Below are 16114 nucleotides of genomic sequence, written 5' to 3' on the forward strand. Positions count from 1 at the left end.
CCCCGGGTACCGTCCTGTCCCCGGGTCCCCGCCTTGTCCTCGGGTCCCGTCCTGTGCCGGGGTCCCGCCAACCGTGCCCGGGTCCTGTTCTGTCCTCGGGTCCGCGCCCGGTGCCCGGGTCCTGTTCTGTCCTCGGGTCCGCGCCCGGTGCCCGGGTCCTGTTCTGTCCTCGGGTCCCCGCCCTGTCCTCGGGTCCCCGCCCTGTCCTCGGGTCCCCGCCTTGTCCTCGGGTCCCGTCCTGTGCCCGGGTCCGCCCCGTCGCCGGGTGCCGCCTGGGAGGGTGGTGTGGGCTTGGGTCGGGGTTCTTCGGGGAGGTTAGAGGCGGCGTTCGGTGGCTGTGGTGGGGTTGAGGAACAGGAGGATGGGCGTGGCGGTGTTGGGGAGGATGGCTGCGTACGCCTGGAGTTGGGGTGCGTAGTAGGCGACCCGGCTGTCCAGCGCTGCGGCGGGGATGGCGTCGGTCTTGTAGTCGACGATCGTGAGGCGGCCGTCGTCCTCGCGGTAGATGAGGTCGACGAAACCCTCGAGGATCGTGCCGTCGGGCTGGACGGTGCCGACGTACGACTCGCGCCAGTGCTCCCGAGCGGCGGCGCGTTGAACCACCTCGGATGCCAGCGCCGAACGCGCGAGCGCCGTGACGACATCGGCGTACTCGAGGACACCTTCGGCAAGGCACTGCGCCGACACCGCGGCCTCGAGCCCGGCGCCGTTGCTCAGGTCAACCACCTGGAGTACGCCGTGAACCGCGCGACCGATCGCGGTGCCGTAGCGGCCCTTCGACCACGGCGGCAGCTCGAGATCGCGAGGCGCCTTCGCCGTCCCAGGATCCACCTCGGCCAACGCGACATCAGGCCCGGTGCCCTCCAAACCGGAGGCGCTCTGTGCAGAGCGGGCGCGACTCGCGGCGCGGGCCGCGGACACGCGCGTGTCCCACTCGGTACGGGCGATTGGCGGAGTGACGTCGGCCGTAGTCCGCGGATCGCGCACGACCGGCGCCGGGCTCTCGAACAGCGTCCCGTGCGGAGCCTCAACCCCGCCGGCGGAAGCGAGGAGCTCCGCGTTGCTGGAGTGCTTGCGGTTGCCGGAGCGATGCAGCGAGACGACGAGATGGTCGCGGGCGCGGGTGGCCGCGACGTACAGCAGCCGGCGGCGTTCGAACCCGTCCATCTGCTCGTCAACCGGCTGGACGAGGTCGAAGTCCTCGGTCTGCACCGACGACTTCAGCTTGACCGCATAACCGCCATCCTGCGGCCACAGCACCTGCACGCCGCGCTGCCGGTTCGGCGCCGCGGTCATGCCGGACAGGATGACGATCGGGAACTCCAGGCCCTTCGCAGCATGGATCGTCATCACCCGCACCGCGTCCGCGTCGGTCTCGGGCAGGACCGCCTCGGCGACTCGTGACGTCTCCTCACCTTGGTGCGCGGCCCAGGCGAGGTACGAACGCAGGCCGCCATGCTCAACCTCGGACCACGCGCGAGCCTGGTCGACGACGAAACGGATCCGGCGCCAGGCATCGCGCGCTCGCGGGCCGATCGCGGCCACCTCGAGCATGCGGCGATCGGCCACGATCTTGGCCAGGACCTCGCTCGGGGTGAGCCAACGCGAGGCGTAGTACGTCCGGCGGAGCCACTCGATCGCCTCGCCCACCGGATGCGTGAGCAACTGGTCCGGGATCGGCGCGGTCAAGGTGAAGGAGCCACCAGAGCGCTTCCACACGAAGAGGTCGTCGTCGCCGCACCCGAACAGCGGGGAACGCAAGGTGGTGACAAGCGCAAGTTGGTCGCTCGGATCACCCAGCGCCCGAGCACAGGCAAGCAGGTCGCGCACCTCGGCGGTCTGGTAGACAAGCGAACTTGCCTCGGCGCGATACGGGATGTCCGCGCGATCAAGGGCATCCTCGAGGAACGGCAGCGACGTACGGGCTGGAACCAGTACGGCGATGTCGCCGGCCTCGGCCGCCCGCCAGACCCCGGCGCGCTCGTCGTACACCTGCCAGCCGTCACGGAGCGCCTGCTCGATGACGGCGGCAACGTCGATGGCTTCCCGCTCGCGCAGGACGGACGCCTGTGCGCGGGGAAGGTCGGCATGTGGCTCGGACCCGAGGATGGTGACGGCAGGACCCGAGACGGACTCGTCGTACTCCACCGGTGCCGCAGCCTCAGACACGACGTCACCGGGCCGCCGGAAGGGAAGAACGGCCGCGAGATCAGTGACCTGATCGTCATCCTCATCACCAAAGCCGAGGAGCGACAGCTGATCGCCGCTGACACTGGATGGTTGTTCGGTCTTAGGTATGGACGGTTTCCCGGTCGGACCGCTCCGATGCGGCGACAGCGACTGGTACGACGGCTGAGCAGCCTCCTGCGGCTGGATCAGCGTCTCGAAGACCGTGTTGATCCAGGTCAGGATCGGCGGCACCGTACGGAAGTTCGTCGTCAGCGCGACCGTCTCACCCAGCAGGTCCTGCGCCGTCAGGTACGTCGCGATGTTCGCCCGACGGAAGCGGTAGATCGACTGTTTCGGGTCGCCGACCACGAACAGCCGGCCCTCCGGTACCTCGACGTCACGCCAGTCCTCGGCGTCCGCCTCCGCGCCGCCCGCGATCCGGACCGCCAGCTCGATCTGAATCGGATCGGTGTCCTGGAACTCGTCCAGCAGCAGCCGCTCGTACCGCTCCTGCAGCGCCGACCGCACCGACGGCTCTCGCCGGAGCAGATCGCGCGCCAGCACCAGCAGGTCGTGGAACTCGAGCCGCCCCTCGGCCCGTCGCAGCTCCGCCGACTCCAGCACCCGCTCCGCGATCCAGTGCGAAAGGTGCCGAAGGCAAGCATCCAGCAGCAGGTCGACCAGGGAGTTGGCCACGTCGACGACCGCGGAGCAGTCGTCGCGCACCTTGGTGATGTCCGGCCAGTTCTCCTTGCGCCCGATCCGGCCGATCTTCAGCCCCCGCAACGACTGCAGGATCGCCAGCTGCCGCTCCTGGTCGGTCGCGGCGTCCAGCATCACCCCGAGCTCGCGGAGGTAGTGCACCTTCGGCAGCAGCCGGTCCTCGGGATCCATGCACGCCTCGGCCACCCCGCCGATCTGCGCGGCGGCCGCGATCAGACCGCTGAGATCCGGCATCGCCACCAACTCGGGCGGCTCCACCAGTACGCGCTCGGCAATGAGGTCCCAGTCGTTGCCGAACAGCCGCGCCAGCGATCGCAGATGCTTCAGCTCGACGCCGACCGCCATCGCCAGCAGCAACGGCTCGGCGATCGAGTCGTCGTCCAGCAACTGCTGCTGCAACTCCGCCCAGCGTTCCTCGAAGGCGACCGACGACCCGACCTCGTCCAGTACGTCGATCAGCGGCGGCAGGCCGGCCTCGATCGGATGCGCCAGCAGAAGTTGCTGCGCGAACGCGTGCAACGTCCCGATCGACGCGGAGTCGAGGTCGTCCAACGCCTCGTCCGCCTGCGCCCTGGCCGGTCCCTTCCGCGCCTTCTCGAACTCGACCCGCAGCCGGTCGCGCAGCTCCGCCCCGGCCTTCTCGGTGAAGGTGACGGCCGCGATCGTCCGTAGCGGTACGCCGTCCCGGAGTACCAGCGTGGTGACCCGATCGACCAGCGCGTGCGTCTTCCCCGACCCGGCGCCCGCCTCGACGAACAGTGTCGACCACGTGTCCGACCGGATCCGCTCGCGGGCCGGCTCGTCCAGCAGTTGCTCACTCATCGCCGGCCTCCTCGTACACGACCGGGTCGATCAACCGGACCAGACGCTCCAACGCCGGATCGTGGCGCTTGCGGTCCCACCGCGCCCGCACCTCGCTGTGGCCGAGGCCGTCGGGGTTGCAATACGGACACTGCACCCAGAGGAAGTCCGGGATCTCCGGTGCCTTCGGCGGGAAGAACCCGGCCGCGATCGACGACACGATCACGTCGAGGGTGTCGACGTACCGCGCCTCGACCTCCGGGGTCAGCGGCACCGGGATCCGCTTCCCGCCGCGCCGGACGAACCAGTACGACGCCTCGACCGGGGTCGACTGCTCTCCCAGGCGAGCGCGGGCCGCATAGGCGTACACCGGCAGCTGCAGCTTCGTCCCGCCCGCGACCGGGTCGGACTCGATCGCCTCGTACCGCGAGAACCCTCCGGTCTTCACATCCGTGACGTAGATCGTCCCGTCCTGACCGAGGTCGACCATGTCGGCCGAACCGCGGAGCAGCACGCGTCCCGATGGCACCAGGATCTCGACCGGCGGCTCGCCCTCGAACCCGAACCGCAGCTCGCTCGCCACCACCGACGCATCCCGCAGCGAACGCCATCGCTCGTCGTCGGCGAGCAGCTCCATCAGGTCGTGCAGGATCCGCAGCCGCTCGCGCTGCCACAAGCGCGGATGCCCGGTCAGCCCTTCCGCCTCGAACTGATCGGCCAGGTCCGCACCGATTGCCAGCAGCAAGCTCCGCTGCTCGGCCGACCACGGCTCGCCGTACCCGGGCAACGAACCGGCCAGCCGCGAGACGAACGCATCGAGACTGTTGTGGATCAGGTTGCCGATCTGCAGTGGCGAGATGACGAGCAGGTCCTCCGGCGCCTCGAGCGGCTCCACCTGAAGCAACCGCTCGACGAAGTACGCATGCGGGCAGGTCGCGTACGCCTCCAGGGACGTCGGCGACGCGATCCGGTCCTCCACCGCGTACTCCGGCAAGCCCGGCACCCCGGACAGGTCGCCGTCGAACCGAGTGAACGCGTTGCTGCCACGCCCTCGCAGCAGCTCGCGCGCACGTACCAACACCGCGTCGTTCAGCCACAACCCAGCCGCCGCCGACCGGACCTGCCACTCCTGCTCCGTCGCAGGGATGGTTGCCGTCGTCAACGATCCCGCGTACGACGCCGACGTCCGCAGTCGGTCGCCGTACTCGCCCTGGTCCCACTGTGTCGCCGCGAGTGCGTGATCGCCGGTCAGCGATCGCAACGACCCGAGCAACCAGCGCGTCGGCAATCGCCGTGAGGATCGGCGCAGATCGCCACGTGGGAACGACGCCACCACCTTCCGAGACCCGGCAGAGAACGCAGCCAACAGGTGCCGCTGCTTCTCGTCCAGCCGATCCCGGAACGACGCCAACTCCGGCGCCGCGGCCTCGCGAACCCGATGCGGAAGCAACGCGTCCTCGTGCACCCGACCCGGATACAGATCCTCCGACAGGCCGACGACGTAGACGATGTCGGCCGACAATCCGATGCTCGCGGACATCGGCGCCACCAGTACGCCGGTGCCGAATGTGCCGACGCGGGGGAGCGACTGCTGCAACTCCAGATCCAGTACGTCGCGCAGCACCGCGAGGCTGGCCGGCGTACCGAGCTCGTCCAACGTGGACAGGCCTTTCAGCGATCCCTCGACCGCCGCAGCGGCGTACTGCTCCTCGATCGGGAGGGACGAGTAGTCGCCGAGCAGATCGTGGAAGAGTTGCAGGACGCCGTCGGCCAGCTCGGCCCACGTCTCCAACAGCGTGAGAGCACCCAGGCGACGCCGAAGCTCTGAAGCGAAGGCATGCAACCGCTCGGCCCGCTCCGCGTTGTACCGCGCGCGCCGGATCGCGGCCGGCCGTGAATCCTCGGCGGCCTCTTCCTGATTCGCCGTACGACGCTCGGCCTCGGCGTACCGAGCCAGACGCGTATCCCAGTCGTCGCCGCGAACCACACCAGCGGCCCGAGACATGCGCTCCCACTGCGGCACCGGGATCCGCTCTCCGGTGAAGTCGCGCGTCGGCGCGTTGGCGAGCGCACGGAACACATCGGCCCGTGGCAGGTCGTGGTCGACGAGCGCCAGCACCTCGAGCAGAGTCCGTGCGATCGCCCGCTCGTGCACCGGCCGCGTGCCGGGACCGTTGACCTCGATCTGCGCCGCGGCGAGATGCTCGTGCAGGAGCCGTGCGTACGGCGCCGCGGCCGTGTACAGCACCGCGATGCGATGGGCCGGAGTGCGCTCCAGGGACGCGACCACATCGCGAACCACACAACGCACCTCGTCGTCGGCATCGGACGCATTCAGGATCTCGGTCGCGACCGGGTAGTTCTTCGAGATCGACGTTGGCAGATCGATGCCGATGCGTTCCAGCGAACGCCGCACCGCACGGTCCGCCCGCCGTACGTCGGTCAGACCGATGATGACCGTGAGGTCTGCAGCCGCGGCGCCGAGCTCCTCGACGAAGGCGGCCTCGGACTGGGTGAGCTCCTGGGGCAGATACAGAACCAGAGCCCCCAGCTCACCGACGATCGCGGGGTCTGCGGCGACGCGTGCAGCCGCGGCGCGGAGTAGATCGGTCTCGTCGTACCAATCCGCGCCGAGCTCTGTGGTGACGTGGCGGTGGAGCCGGACCAGGTCGGGGCCGAGCACGGATGCACCGGCGACGTTGTCGAGCGCCGCATCGGTCAGGTCGCGGAGCTCGCGGTGGGCTGACGCAAGCGCTTGGATCGTCGATGGATGCTCGGCGACGTCCTGGAAGATCCCGGGCGCCTTCGAGAGCGCGGTCCGCCAGGTCGCGGCCACGATCGGACGCGTGGCCGGCCGACGCGGCGACAGCACACCGGCCGCGAGCTGCTCGGCCAATCGCTCCAAGGTCGCCAGATAGAGGCCTGCGATGCCGGACAGCGCGAGCCGGCGGCGGGCGATGACCCCGGACAGGTTGTTGGGCAGCAGCAGCGTGACGGGCTTCATCGGATCGTCGGCCTTCAGCCGCGCGACCACGGCCTGCAGGCACTCCAGCGCGGCCGCACCGTAGGCCGTGCTCTCGATCCGGGTGCTGCTCACCGAAACCCCCGATGCGTTGACTGTCACCGCAGACGGTAAACCCTGGCACGGACAGAAAGATGACGGGGCGCGAAACGCCAAGGTTTCTGCAGGGTTCGCGACCGGCTCGCACAATGAAGGAATGACCAGGGAGACGACGATCGCGCGGGCGCTGCTCGTGCTGGTCTTCGCGCCCGCCGGCGGGCTGTTCGGCAAGGCCGTCGCCGACGCCGCGCAGGGCCGCGAGTGGTGGCCGTGGCTGGTCGCCGCACTGATCTGGCTGGTCGTGTCGGGACTGGTCGCGATGGCGGTGTCGAACCGGTTCGACGAGCACAGATAATGCTCCGATGGCAGCCGCTGTGCATCATGTCGAGATCTGGGTCCCGGACCTGTCCCGGGCACTGAGGAGTTGGGGCTGGATCCTCAACCGGCTGGGCTGGAAGGACGGTGACGGCTGGCCCGGCGGGATGACCTGGACCGCACCCGACGGCAGCTATGTCGTGGTCGAGCAGAGCCCAGCGATGTCCGCCGAAGAGCACGACCGGATGCGCCCTGGCATGAACCATCTCGCGCTGAACGCGGCCGGTCGCGCCGAGGTCGACTCGATCGTCGGCGAAGCCACCCGGAACGGCTGGACGCTGATGTTCGCCGACCGGCACCCGTACGCCGGCGGCCCGCAGCATTACGCCGCCTTCCTGCACAACGAGGACGGTTACGAGCTCGAGATCGTCGCCCCCGAGTAACTGGGCCGGAGGGTGAGACTACTGATGCCTGGAGTGACACCAGGGACTGTTGGTGTGACATGGTTACACCAGGCAATCAGTACGGTCGCGGGGCAAGTGTGGAAGGACGGTGCTCGTGACGGAGAAGCCTGACGGGGGAAGTCCGCCCGGACCGGTTTCGCCGGAGCTCCTGGAAGCGCGGATCCGCGGTCTCCAACACGCTCTCGGGCAGTTGCTGGACAACGCCCACCGGCTGACGTACGGCGAGCACCAGCGGGCCGTGCAGCTGCATCGTCAGTTACAGGAGCAGACCACAATCGCCCGTCGTGAGTCCCGCGGGCTGGTCGATGCCAAGACAGCCGAGGCACTGGCCGAGGCCGAGCCGGCTGCACGCCTACTCGCGGACCGACTCGCACCCGGTCTCGCGGCAGTCCCCCCGAACGACGCCCGCTGGCGCTCGCGCCAATTGGTCGGCGCAGGCGTCCCGTCGTACATCCGGGTGGGTGAGCTGGACGCCGGTACGCCGGTCGTCGCGCCACTGCTGCGGACGAACGGCTGGAAGGTGACCGCCGACCGCAACGAGTCCGCCCGCCGGCTCCTGCAGAGCGTTGCGATGCGACTGGTCGCGGCCGCCGAACCGTTCCGGATCAGGGTGGACGCGTACGACCCGCATCTCACCGGCATGATGGGGCTGCTCGGCCACCTGACCACGAAGTACCCGCAATTGGTGCCCAGGGCAACGCACACCGCAGAGCAGCTGCACGGTGTGCTGTCCGGACTGGTCGATGTGTCGTCGCTGCGGGCCAGCCGGCAGGCGCAGCTCGGGCACAAGCGGTTCGAGGACCTGATTCGGGAGACCGGCCGGGTGACCGATCCGTACCGGCTGGTCATCCTGTTCGACTACCCGGCCGGCATCGACACGCTCGCCCAGCGCGACCTGCTCCGGTTGGCCGCGACGGCCGGCGAACGCGGCATCTGCTTTCTGGTCCACCACGACCCATCGACCTCGGCGGAGTCCGACGTCGACACCAAGCAGTTGCTCGATCACCTCACCTCCGTTGCCATTGCCAACAACAAGGTCGAGGTCGCGCAACTGCCCGGCGTACCGGCGAAGCTCGATCCGGCGTTCGACGCGAACGTTGCCGCCGGCATCTGTGACGTGATCGCGGAGCTGGCGGAGATCGCCGTACTGCCGACGATCGACTTCGACCGGACCCTGCCGGACCGCTCCGCCTGGTGGCAGCCGGTGACCGACGAGCTGAACACGGTCATCGGGTACGACGACCGCACGCCGGCGCTGGTGCGGTTGCGCAGCGGCAACCCGGCGCTGCCGCACGTCCTCGTCGGCGGTGCGGTCGGTCAGGGCAAGTCGAACCTGTTACTCGTGATGATCCACGGTCTGGCCGCGCGGCACGATCCGGTGGATCTGGAGATGTACCTGCTCGACTTCAAGCACGGTGTCGAGTTCTCCGCGCTGGGTCCGGCGGGGGAGCGGGAGCACTGGCTTCCGCATGTGCGCGTGCTGGGGATCCACAGCGATCGGGAGTTCGGTCTCGCCGTACTGCGGCACCTGTCCGACGAACTGGCGCGGCGCAGCGAGATCTTCAAGTCGCACGGGAACGTCGCCGACATCGCAGAGCTCGAGCCGGGACCGGACCGGCCGCCGCGGATCCTCGTCGTACTGGATGAGTTCCAGGTGCTGCTGGAGGACGACGACGAACTTGCCGACGAGGCGGCCAAGCTGTTGGAGCGGTTGGTGCGGTTGGGGCGTGCGTACGGCGTCCATGTGGTGCTGGCGACGCAGACGATCGAGGGTGTGAAGCGGCTGTCGACGCGGCGGGACTCGATCTTCGGCCAGGTGCCGTACCGGATCGCGCTGAAGACCACGCCGGCCGACTCGCAGGCGATCTTGCGGAGCGGGAACACGGCTGCGGCCGAGTTGCAGTTCCGTGGTGAAGCGGTGCTGAACGCGAACTTCGGGTCGCCGGATGACAACCAGCATGTGCTGGTCAGCTTTGCGGACAAGTTTGTGCTGGACGATCTGCGGCGTGAGCTGTGGCTGCGGGCGGGTGAGGCGGCGCGTCCGCCCCGGGTCTTCCATCTCGCGGAGCCGGCTCGGTTGGCGGAGACGGCTGCGGCGGTGAAGCCCGAGCTGGGGCGGCCTTGGACTGGTTTGCCGATTGCGGTGACCGAGGAGCCTGTGCAGGTTGAGGTGCGGGCTGAGCCGGGTGCCGGCGTACTCGTGCTGGGTGATGGTCCGGCTGACGCGCTCGGAGTCCTGAGCGGTCTGGCGTTGTCGACTGCGGCTGCCGCGGTGGATCCGCCGCGGTTCATCTTCATGGACGGTACGAACTCCGCGCCTGCTGTTGCCGAGGGCAAGGACGCGCTGGTGCAGGCGTTGCGGCAGCTCGGGTGCGAGGTCGAGACGGTCGACAAGCACGACGACGTCGTACCGCGGCTGTTCTCCCTGCGGGACGCGGTCCGCAACGGGCAGGTCGGTGAGACCTATCTGCTCGGGTTCGGCTTCCACGGCGTACCGCGGATGCAGCTGCACGCCGACGGGTACTTCGAGAGCCCGGCGAACGCGCTGCAGGACATCGTGCGGGACGGACCGGCGCAGGGGCTCGTCACCTTCGGGTGGTGGAACCGGCTGCACGTCTGCACCGAGCAGCTCGGGTACGGGCGTGCCAATGTGGCGACCCACCTCTTCCTCCGGCACCCGCAGGACGGCGTACGTGCGGTGTGCGGTCCGCTGGTGCGGTGGGCTTCCGAACCGCACCGCGGGTTGCTGTGGGACGGGCTGCATCCTGAGGCGCAGATCGTCGTACCGTTTGCCGCACTGCGGTCCGACGAGGTGGACCGTGCAGTGGAGCAGGTACGGCGATGAAGACGGAACAGCAGGTGTGGTCCGAGTACGCACGGGCGTTGCGGACGGTCGCAGGGGCCCGTGCGGACGCGCAGCAGGCGCAGGACCGGTTGACCGCGCACAAGACGAAGGCCGAGGCCGCTGCGATGGCCGAGGCCGAAGCCATGGCCGAGCGCGGGAGGCAGCTGGAGGCTCGGCTGAACACACTGGCCGAGAAGGCCGCGGCCAGCCTGCAGCGCGCCGGACTGCCCGCGGACGGGAAGCGGGCGAACGTCGCACTGCCGGAGATCCGTGCGCTCAACGACATCGAGACCGTGGCCGCGCGCCTCACCAAGCAGCTGGGTGAGGCGGTCGACACGCTCGAGGAGGTCCGCGCCCAGGCCCGGGAACTGCAGGAGCGACGCAAGCGCCGTACCATCAGCGCGGCTCTGACGCTGGTCGGGTTCCTGGTGGTGTGGGTGGTCACCGGATCGTTCCTGGCCGGGGTCGAGGCTGCGGCCATCGCCGCCGTCACGATGCTGGCCGCGTCCCGGGTGCTCGGGTTGCCGCGACTGCCCGGTGCCCGGTGGTGGGGTTGGGGCGGCGCGGTGGCGGTCGTCGTACTGATGGCCGCCGGGCTGCCCTGGTGGATCGCGATCCTGGTGCCGGTGGTGGTGTCCGGTACGGCGATCGTGCTGCCGAAGAAGCGCAACTAGTTCAGGAGTGGGTTCAGGTGTCCGATGTACAGCGGCTCAAGGAACAGCTGCACCAGGTCTCGATGGAGGCCAAGCAGGCGGCGGGCGGCCTGGCCGGATTCAAGCTGCGCTTCACCCAGCACAGCCAGCAGGTGGAGAGCCTGATCGCGGGTACGGCGACCGGCGTCGACCGCGACATCACCGAGATCCTGGAGGCGGCCGGCAAGGCCGTCGAGCAGGCCGCCGAGGCGCTGGAGATCGCCTCGGCCGGATGCAAGAGCTACGCCGACCAGATCTGACCCATGGCGTCGGACCTGCAGCGGGTCGCGCGGGGCTTGGTCGAATGCCTCGATGAGGTGCCGCAGGTGGTCAGCCACCTGCAGCGCACCGCCGACCGCTGCCGCGAGAACGCCGCCCTGGCGATCGCGGCGTCCCAGGGCCGCGCGACTGTCGCTGCGCAGCAGTTGGACGCGGCCGCTCGGGCCTGCGAAGCCGCTGCGCACTACTTGTCGATGGCGCCGCCGAAGGCCCGGGCCTGGGCGGACCGGCTCGTCGGTGGCGGCCGTGGGACCAACCGGCCGTCGTCCGACTCCGCCGACCGCAACAAGCTGACCGGCGGCACCGGCGACCTGGCCGAACGCGACTCGAAGGGCCGCACCAAACGTCTCACCGCCACCTTCGACGACCTCGAAACGCCGGAGGACAACGAGCCACCGCTCATCACCGTCGCCCGCAAGGCGTTCGAGAAGTTCCGCAAACAGCGCGAGAAGGACGACGAAGACCCTCAACCCGACGAGCCCCTCGAAGTGGAAATCACCGTCGCCGAAACCGGCGAACTGATCATCGAGGAACGCAACGAGGACGAAGACAAGAAACGCAACGACCACCTGCTCCAGGACTTCGAGATCGCCGTAGACCTCACCAAGGCCGTCGAACAACTCCTCGCCGCCATGGCCGAGTCCGCCGACCACCAATGGCAACAAGCCACCCTCACCATCCACCCCGACCGGGTAGAAGCCACCTTCGCCTACCCCGAGGAAGACCGTCCCCAGCCCATCGTCGTAGACATCAACCTCCCCCCGCTCCTCGGAGACGCCCCCGACTTCGACCCAGCCTTCGATCCCGGTCCGAAAGGTCCCGAGTTCGTGCCCCCGCAAGGAGAATCACACCAGGCACAAGATCAGCAGCCCGGATGTGATGGCGCGCAAGAGCGCTGACGATGTCGGCGTGATCATCGAGTTCAAGACCCAGGACAGCGGTTCGTCGAACGCAGTGACGCGAAGCATGCTCAAAGCCAGCGGACAGGCCGGGGAACGAGGCGAGGTCGTCATCGATGGCCGACGGGTCGGACTGACCCGGGAGGTCGCCTGGAGATCGTTCCGGAGGGCGTGCAAACAACCGCAGAAGGCAGTGGCTGACATCGTTCATGTCATTCTCGGTGACGGGCAGTTGGTCACCTTCACGAAGGAGCAGTGATGTCTACGACTGACGACATCTTTCTCGCCTCGAGTGGATCACTCGAGAGCACGGTTGCCTGGCTGTCGACTGTGCTCCGATTGCGGAGTCTCGAGGATCCTGCCCTGAAAGCTGACGAGTACCTGTTCTCCGCGGGTGCGCGGACCGCCGAGGGGGCGGTCGTCTTCGTCGTCGAGCCGAACGCGTACGGTTCCGTGGATCCTGAGCCCGAGGATGTGTCGGCGATCGACCGCTACACGGCGGCGGTGGAGGTTCGTCTTGTGGGCGCGAAGGACGAGGAGGCGCAGGTGGCGGAAGCACGCGCGGTCTTCGACGAGGTGGCTGCCGGACAGCCCGATGTGGCGATCGTTCTGAGCCACAACATGTCTCACCTGGCCGCGGCGTACCTCCCCGGTGCCGGAGTCCAGACATTCCCGCCCGGCACAACCCTCGACGCTCCAGACATCGAGACCTGGCGGGACTGGGTCGTGAGCTGATGTCCGCTGTGGACTGTCTGTTTGTGGCGACCTCTGGTCTGCCGGAGGAGGTTGCCGAGTGGCTAGATCACCCCGGATCCGCCCGACGACGCGGTGTGGCGGGCGTGGGTTGTTGGGTAGGGGTGGCGGTCGACCGGGTGGGCGGCGGGTGGGGTTTGAAAAGTTCTTGGGAAGTTGCGTCATGAAGGGTTGGTGGGGACGTCACTACCTGTGAAGCCATCCCCACAGGGAAGTGGAAGTGATCGATGTGAACCGCAGATCGATGGCGCTGGTGGGAAGCACCGCAGTGGTTCGTCCGACGCGCCGGGTGCGTTGAGATGTCCGCCGGCGATCCAGTACCGCAACGTTGCCGCGTACGAGTGTGGTTCGGGGACCACGTCGTCGCGGACTACCGGGCGGAGGCCGAACTGGCCGAACGCTACGCCGAAGCCATGTCGCGCCGGTTCGCCGGACTGCGCGTGACCAGCGAACCGATCCCCGACACCGATCAAGGCCCGGGCCGCGTGCTGCCGGGCGAACGGCTCTGGGAGGTAGCCCCGAAATGACGACCCGTCGCTTCCGGCTGATCCGCCATCACGACGTCTCCGGTGTCAGTGGCACCGGCCCCGTCGCCGAAGGTGTCCAGTTCACCGACGGCGCCGTGGCGCTGCGCTGGTACGGCGACTATCCGACCACGACCGTGTGGGACGGCATCGAGTCCGTCGTCGCCATCCACGGCCACGGCGGGGCCACCGTGGTCGAGTGGATCGACCCCGAGCAAGGCCCCGATCCTGACCTGAAGCTGCCACCCCGCGAGACTCTCCCGCCCCGACCGTGGCCGGATCTGCACTCCGCCCCCGAGCCACAGGACCCCGACCCGCTGCACAGCGACCGCGACCTCGGTGCGCACGGCGGTGCCCCGCCGGCCGGTGGGTCGTCGTACCGGGTGTTCCGATGAGCCGGACCGGGTCCGGCGCCGCGGACCCGGTCTGAAACGGGCGGGCCGGTGCCGAGCCTCCCTTCGGCACCGGCCACCCATTCCCTGGGACCCAGCCGGACTCGCGATACGGCTGGGGCTGAGTCCCCCCCGGAGGTCAGCTCATCTCGAAGGACTGGGCCACGTCGAGGTTGTAGAACGTGGCCGGCCCGTCGCACAGCTCCATCATCTTGGCCGCGTAGTCGCCGGTGTCGGCGCGGCCGGAGTTCTCCATCGCCTCCTCGTACGAGGCGAACTCGACGATCGCGAAGTAGCGCCCGGGGTCGTCCCGGTCGGCGCAGGTGATGCCACGCGTGGGGGCGGGGCCGTCACCCTGTGCTTCGCGTTCCTTGCGGTACTGCTCGTTGAGTGCCGCGACCTCGTCCGGTTTCGACGTCCGGTACTCGATGATCTGTACGAACCCTGCCATGTCTCCCCCTTGCCCTGGGCACCCACCCCAGGTGCCTTCAAGGCCGACACTGCGCCTGGATCGTCTGCTCCGCAAGAGGTCACGGCTTACGGTGACCTGACGCCCGCGACGGATCACGAAGGGTTCGCTTCTGCCCTCGGCAGAGGAAGTGGGATTTGTCGGCGGCGCCTGATTGGCTTGTCCGCGTGGAGATTCTGATTCTCGGTGGGACTGCCTGGCTGGGTCGTGAGATCGCGACGCAGGCGGTGGCGCGCGGGCACGCGGTCACCTGTCTGGCACGCGGGGAGAGTGGTGAGGTCGCCGATGGCGCGACGCTGATCGCCGCCGACCGCAGCAGCCCGGACGCGTACGACGCTGTGCCCGATCAAGAGTGGGACGCGGTCTTCGAGGTGTCGTGGCAGCCCAGGTTCGTCCGTGGTGCGTTGGCGGCGTTCGGGGCGCGGACGAAGCATTGGACGTACGTCTCGTCGGTCAACGCGTACGAGAAGTACGACACGCCAGGCGCCGACGAGTCGGCCGTACTGCGGCAGCCGACGGGGGAGGACACGCCAGGCCGGGAGCTGTACGGCGAAGCGAAGGTCGCCTGCGAACTGGCGTCGGTCGAGACGGTCGGGGACCGGTTGGTGATCGCCCGGGCCGGACTCATCGGTGGGCCGGGGGACAAGAGCGACCGGGCCGGTGCCTGGCCGGCGCGTGCGGCTCGTGCGCCGGAGGAGCCGATGCTGGTGCCGGACACGCCTGACCTCGCGACCTCGGTCATCGACGTCCGCGACCTGGCGTCGTGGTTGCTGGACTGTGCGACGGAGGGCCGGACCGGGACGTTCGATGTCCGCGGCCCGATCGTGCCCTTCGGGGAGTGGATCGAGCTGGTGCGTGAGGTCGGTGGTCATACCGGACCGGTCGTGCTCGCGCCGCGGGACTGGCTGGTGGAGCAGAAGGTCGAGCAGTACATGGGGCCGGACTCGCTGGCGATGTGGATCGTAGAGCCCGGGTATGAAGGGTGGTCGAGCCGGAGCGGTGAAGCGGCGCTCAACGCTGGGCTGACACATCGGTCGCGACGCGAGTTCCTCACCGACGTGCTGGCCTTCGAGCGTGAGCTGGGGCTGGATCGCGAGCGTCGTGCTGGGCTCAGCCCGGCCAAGGAGCAGGAGTTGATCGAGTCGCTGCCGGAGTAGAGAGTGGGCGCATGCGCTTGGTGCTGATCTCGGACACTCATCTGCCGATGCGGGCCAAGAAGCTGCCCGCGCCGGTCTGGGACGCGGTTGAGAGTGCCGACGTGGTCATCCACGCCGGCGACTGGGTGAACGTCGCCCTGCTGGACGAGTTGGAGAGTCGTGCCGAGCGACTGATCGGGTGCTGGGGCAACAACGACGGGCCGGAGCTGCGAGCGCGGCTCCCCGAGGTTGCGCGGGTGACGCTCGACGGGCTGTCGGTCGCGGTCGTGCACGAGACCGGATCGGCCAAGGGCCGCGAGGAGCGCTGCGAGAAGGCGTACCCGGGCGTGGACCTGCTGGTGTTCGGGCACAGCCACATCCCGTGGGACACGACCAGCCCGGGCGGTCTGCGCTTGCTCAACCCCGGATCGCCGACGGATCGGCGCTCGCAGCCGTACTGCACCTACCAGACCGCGACGATCACCGCCGGCCGGCTGGAAAAGGTTGCCCTGCACAACCTTTAGCGGTTGTTGCGGTGAACAACGACTTCGGCCGGGCGTGAGAAAGTTTCCGCCGTACCACCGAGTTACGG

General features: G+C 68.8%; 15 protein-coding genes. 12 read left to right on the plus strand and 3 right to left on the minus strand.

Annotated elements, in window-relative coordinates; genetic code table 11:
- Positions 1–315 precede the first annotated feature (315 nt).
- Entirely contained in the window at positions 316–3714 is a 3399-nt protein-coding gene (locus E0H73_RS36800; protein ID WP_131364364.1) for a UvrD-helicase domain-containing protein, read from the minus strand.
- The gene (locus tag E0H73_RS36805) at positions 3707–6790 is read right to left on the minus strand and encodes a PD-(D/E)XK nuclease family protein (RefSeq protein ID WP_131364366.1); all 3084 of its coding nucleotides are present in this window, start codon (positions 6788–6790) and stop codon (positions 3707–3709) included. Before E0H73_RS36805 ends, E0H73_RS36800 begins: the two co-directional genes overlap by 8 nt.
- 121 nt (positions 6791–6911) lie before the next feature.
- Between E0H73_RS36805 and E0H73_RS36810 the strand changes: the two genes are divergently transcribed.
- From E0H73_RS36810 to E0H73_RS36855, 10 genes are all read left to right on the plus strand, one after another.
- A complete protein-coding gene (locus E0H73_RS36810; protein ID WP_131364368.1) occupies positions 6912–7109 on the plus strand; it encodes a hypothetical protein in 198 nt (65 codons plus the stop codon).
- A 7-nt stretch (positions 7110–7116) separates the two neighbouring features.
- Complete coding sequence (locus E0H73_RS36815; RefSeq protein ID WP_131364370.1) at positions 7117–7512, plus strand: VOC family protein; 396 nt, start codon at positions 7117–7119, stop codon at positions 7510–7512.
- 115 nt (positions 7513–7627) lie between these two features.
- On the plus strand, positions 7628–10378 hold the full coding sequence (locus E0H73_RS36820; RefSeq protein ID WP_131364372.1) for an FtsK/SpoIIIE domain-containing protein: 2751 nt from the start codon (positions 7628–7630) through the stop codon (positions 10376–10378).
- Positions 10375–11052 (plus strand): hypothetical protein, encoded by a 678-nt coding sequence (locus E0H73_RS36825; RefSeq protein WP_131364374.1) that lies wholly within the window; start codon positions 10375–10377, stop codon positions 11050–11052. The genes E0H73_RS36820 and E0H73_RS36825 overlap by 4 nt, the downstream gene beginning before the upstream one ends.
- A 17-nt stretch (positions 11053–11069) precedes the next feature.
- A complete protein-coding gene (locus E0H73_RS36830) occupies positions 11070–11330 on the plus strand; it encodes a hypothetical protein (RefSeq protein ID WP_131364376.1) in 261 nt (86 codons plus the stop codon).
- Between the two features lie 3 nt (positions 11331–11333).
- Complete coding sequence (locus E0H73_RS36835; RefSeq protein ID WP_131364378.1) at positions 11334–12248, plus strand: hypothetical protein; 915 nt, start codon at positions 11334–11336, stop codon at positions 12246–12248.
- Positions 12249–12258: 10 nt separating this feature from the next.
- Entirely contained in the window at positions 12259–12507 is a 249-nt protein-coding gene (locus tag E0H73_RS36840) for a hypothetical protein (protein ID WP_131364380.1), read from the plus strand.
- A complete protein-coding gene (locus tag E0H73_RS36845) occupies positions 12507–12983 on the plus strand; it encodes a hypothetical protein (protein WP_131364382.1) in 477 nt (158 codons plus the stop codon). The genes E0H73_RS36840 and E0H73_RS36845 overlap by 1 nt, the downstream gene beginning before the upstream one ends.
- 359 nt (positions 12984–13342) lie before the next feature.
- Positions 13343–13528: a hypothetical protein gene (locus E0H73_RS36850; RefSeq protein WP_420323446.1), complete on the plus strand. Its 186-nt coding sequence runs from the start codon at positions 13343–13345 to the stop codon at positions 13526–13528.
- Entirely contained in the window at positions 13525–13920 is a 396-nt protein-coding gene (locus tag E0H73_RS36855) for a hypothetical protein (RefSeq protein ID WP_238164509.1), read from the plus strand. Before E0H73_RS36850 ends, E0H73_RS36855 begins: the two co-directional genes overlap by 4 nt.
- 136 nt (positions 13921–14056) lie before the next feature.
- Here E0H73_RS36855 and E0H73_RS36860 read toward each other — a convergent pair whose 3' ends face one another.
- Positions 14057–14368 carry a hypothetical protein gene (locus tag E0H73_RS36860; RefSeq protein ID WP_131364386.1) on the minus strand — a complete coding sequence of 104 codons (312 nt, stop codon included), beginning with the start codon at positions 14366–14368 and terminating at the stop codon, positions 14057–14059.
- Between the two features lie 185 nt (positions 14369–14553).
- Here E0H73_RS36860 and E0H73_RS36865 point away from each other — a divergent pair, with 185 nt between their 5' ends.
- Together E0H73_RS36865 and E0H73_RS36870 are read left to right on the plus strand one after the other, a co-directional pair.
- On the plus strand, positions 14554–15543 hold the full coding sequence (locus tag E0H73_RS36865; protein WP_131364388.1) for a Rossmann-fold NAD(P)-binding domain-containing protein: 990 nt from the start codon (positions 14554–14556) through the stop codon (positions 15541–15543).
- A gap of 11 nt (positions 15544–15554) precedes the next feature.
- Complete coding sequence (locus E0H73_RS36870; RefSeq protein ID WP_131364390.1) at positions 15555–16046, plus strand: metallophosphoesterase family protein; 492 nt, start codon at positions 15555–15557, stop codon at positions 16044–16046.
- Positions 16047–16114 lie beyond the last annotated feature (68 nt).

Origin of the sequence: Kribbella pittospori, from assembly GCF_004331465.1 — a bacterium.
Classification (GTDB): Bacteria; Actinomycetota; Actinomycetes; order Propionibacteriales; family Kribbellaceae; genus Kribbella; species Kribbella pittospori.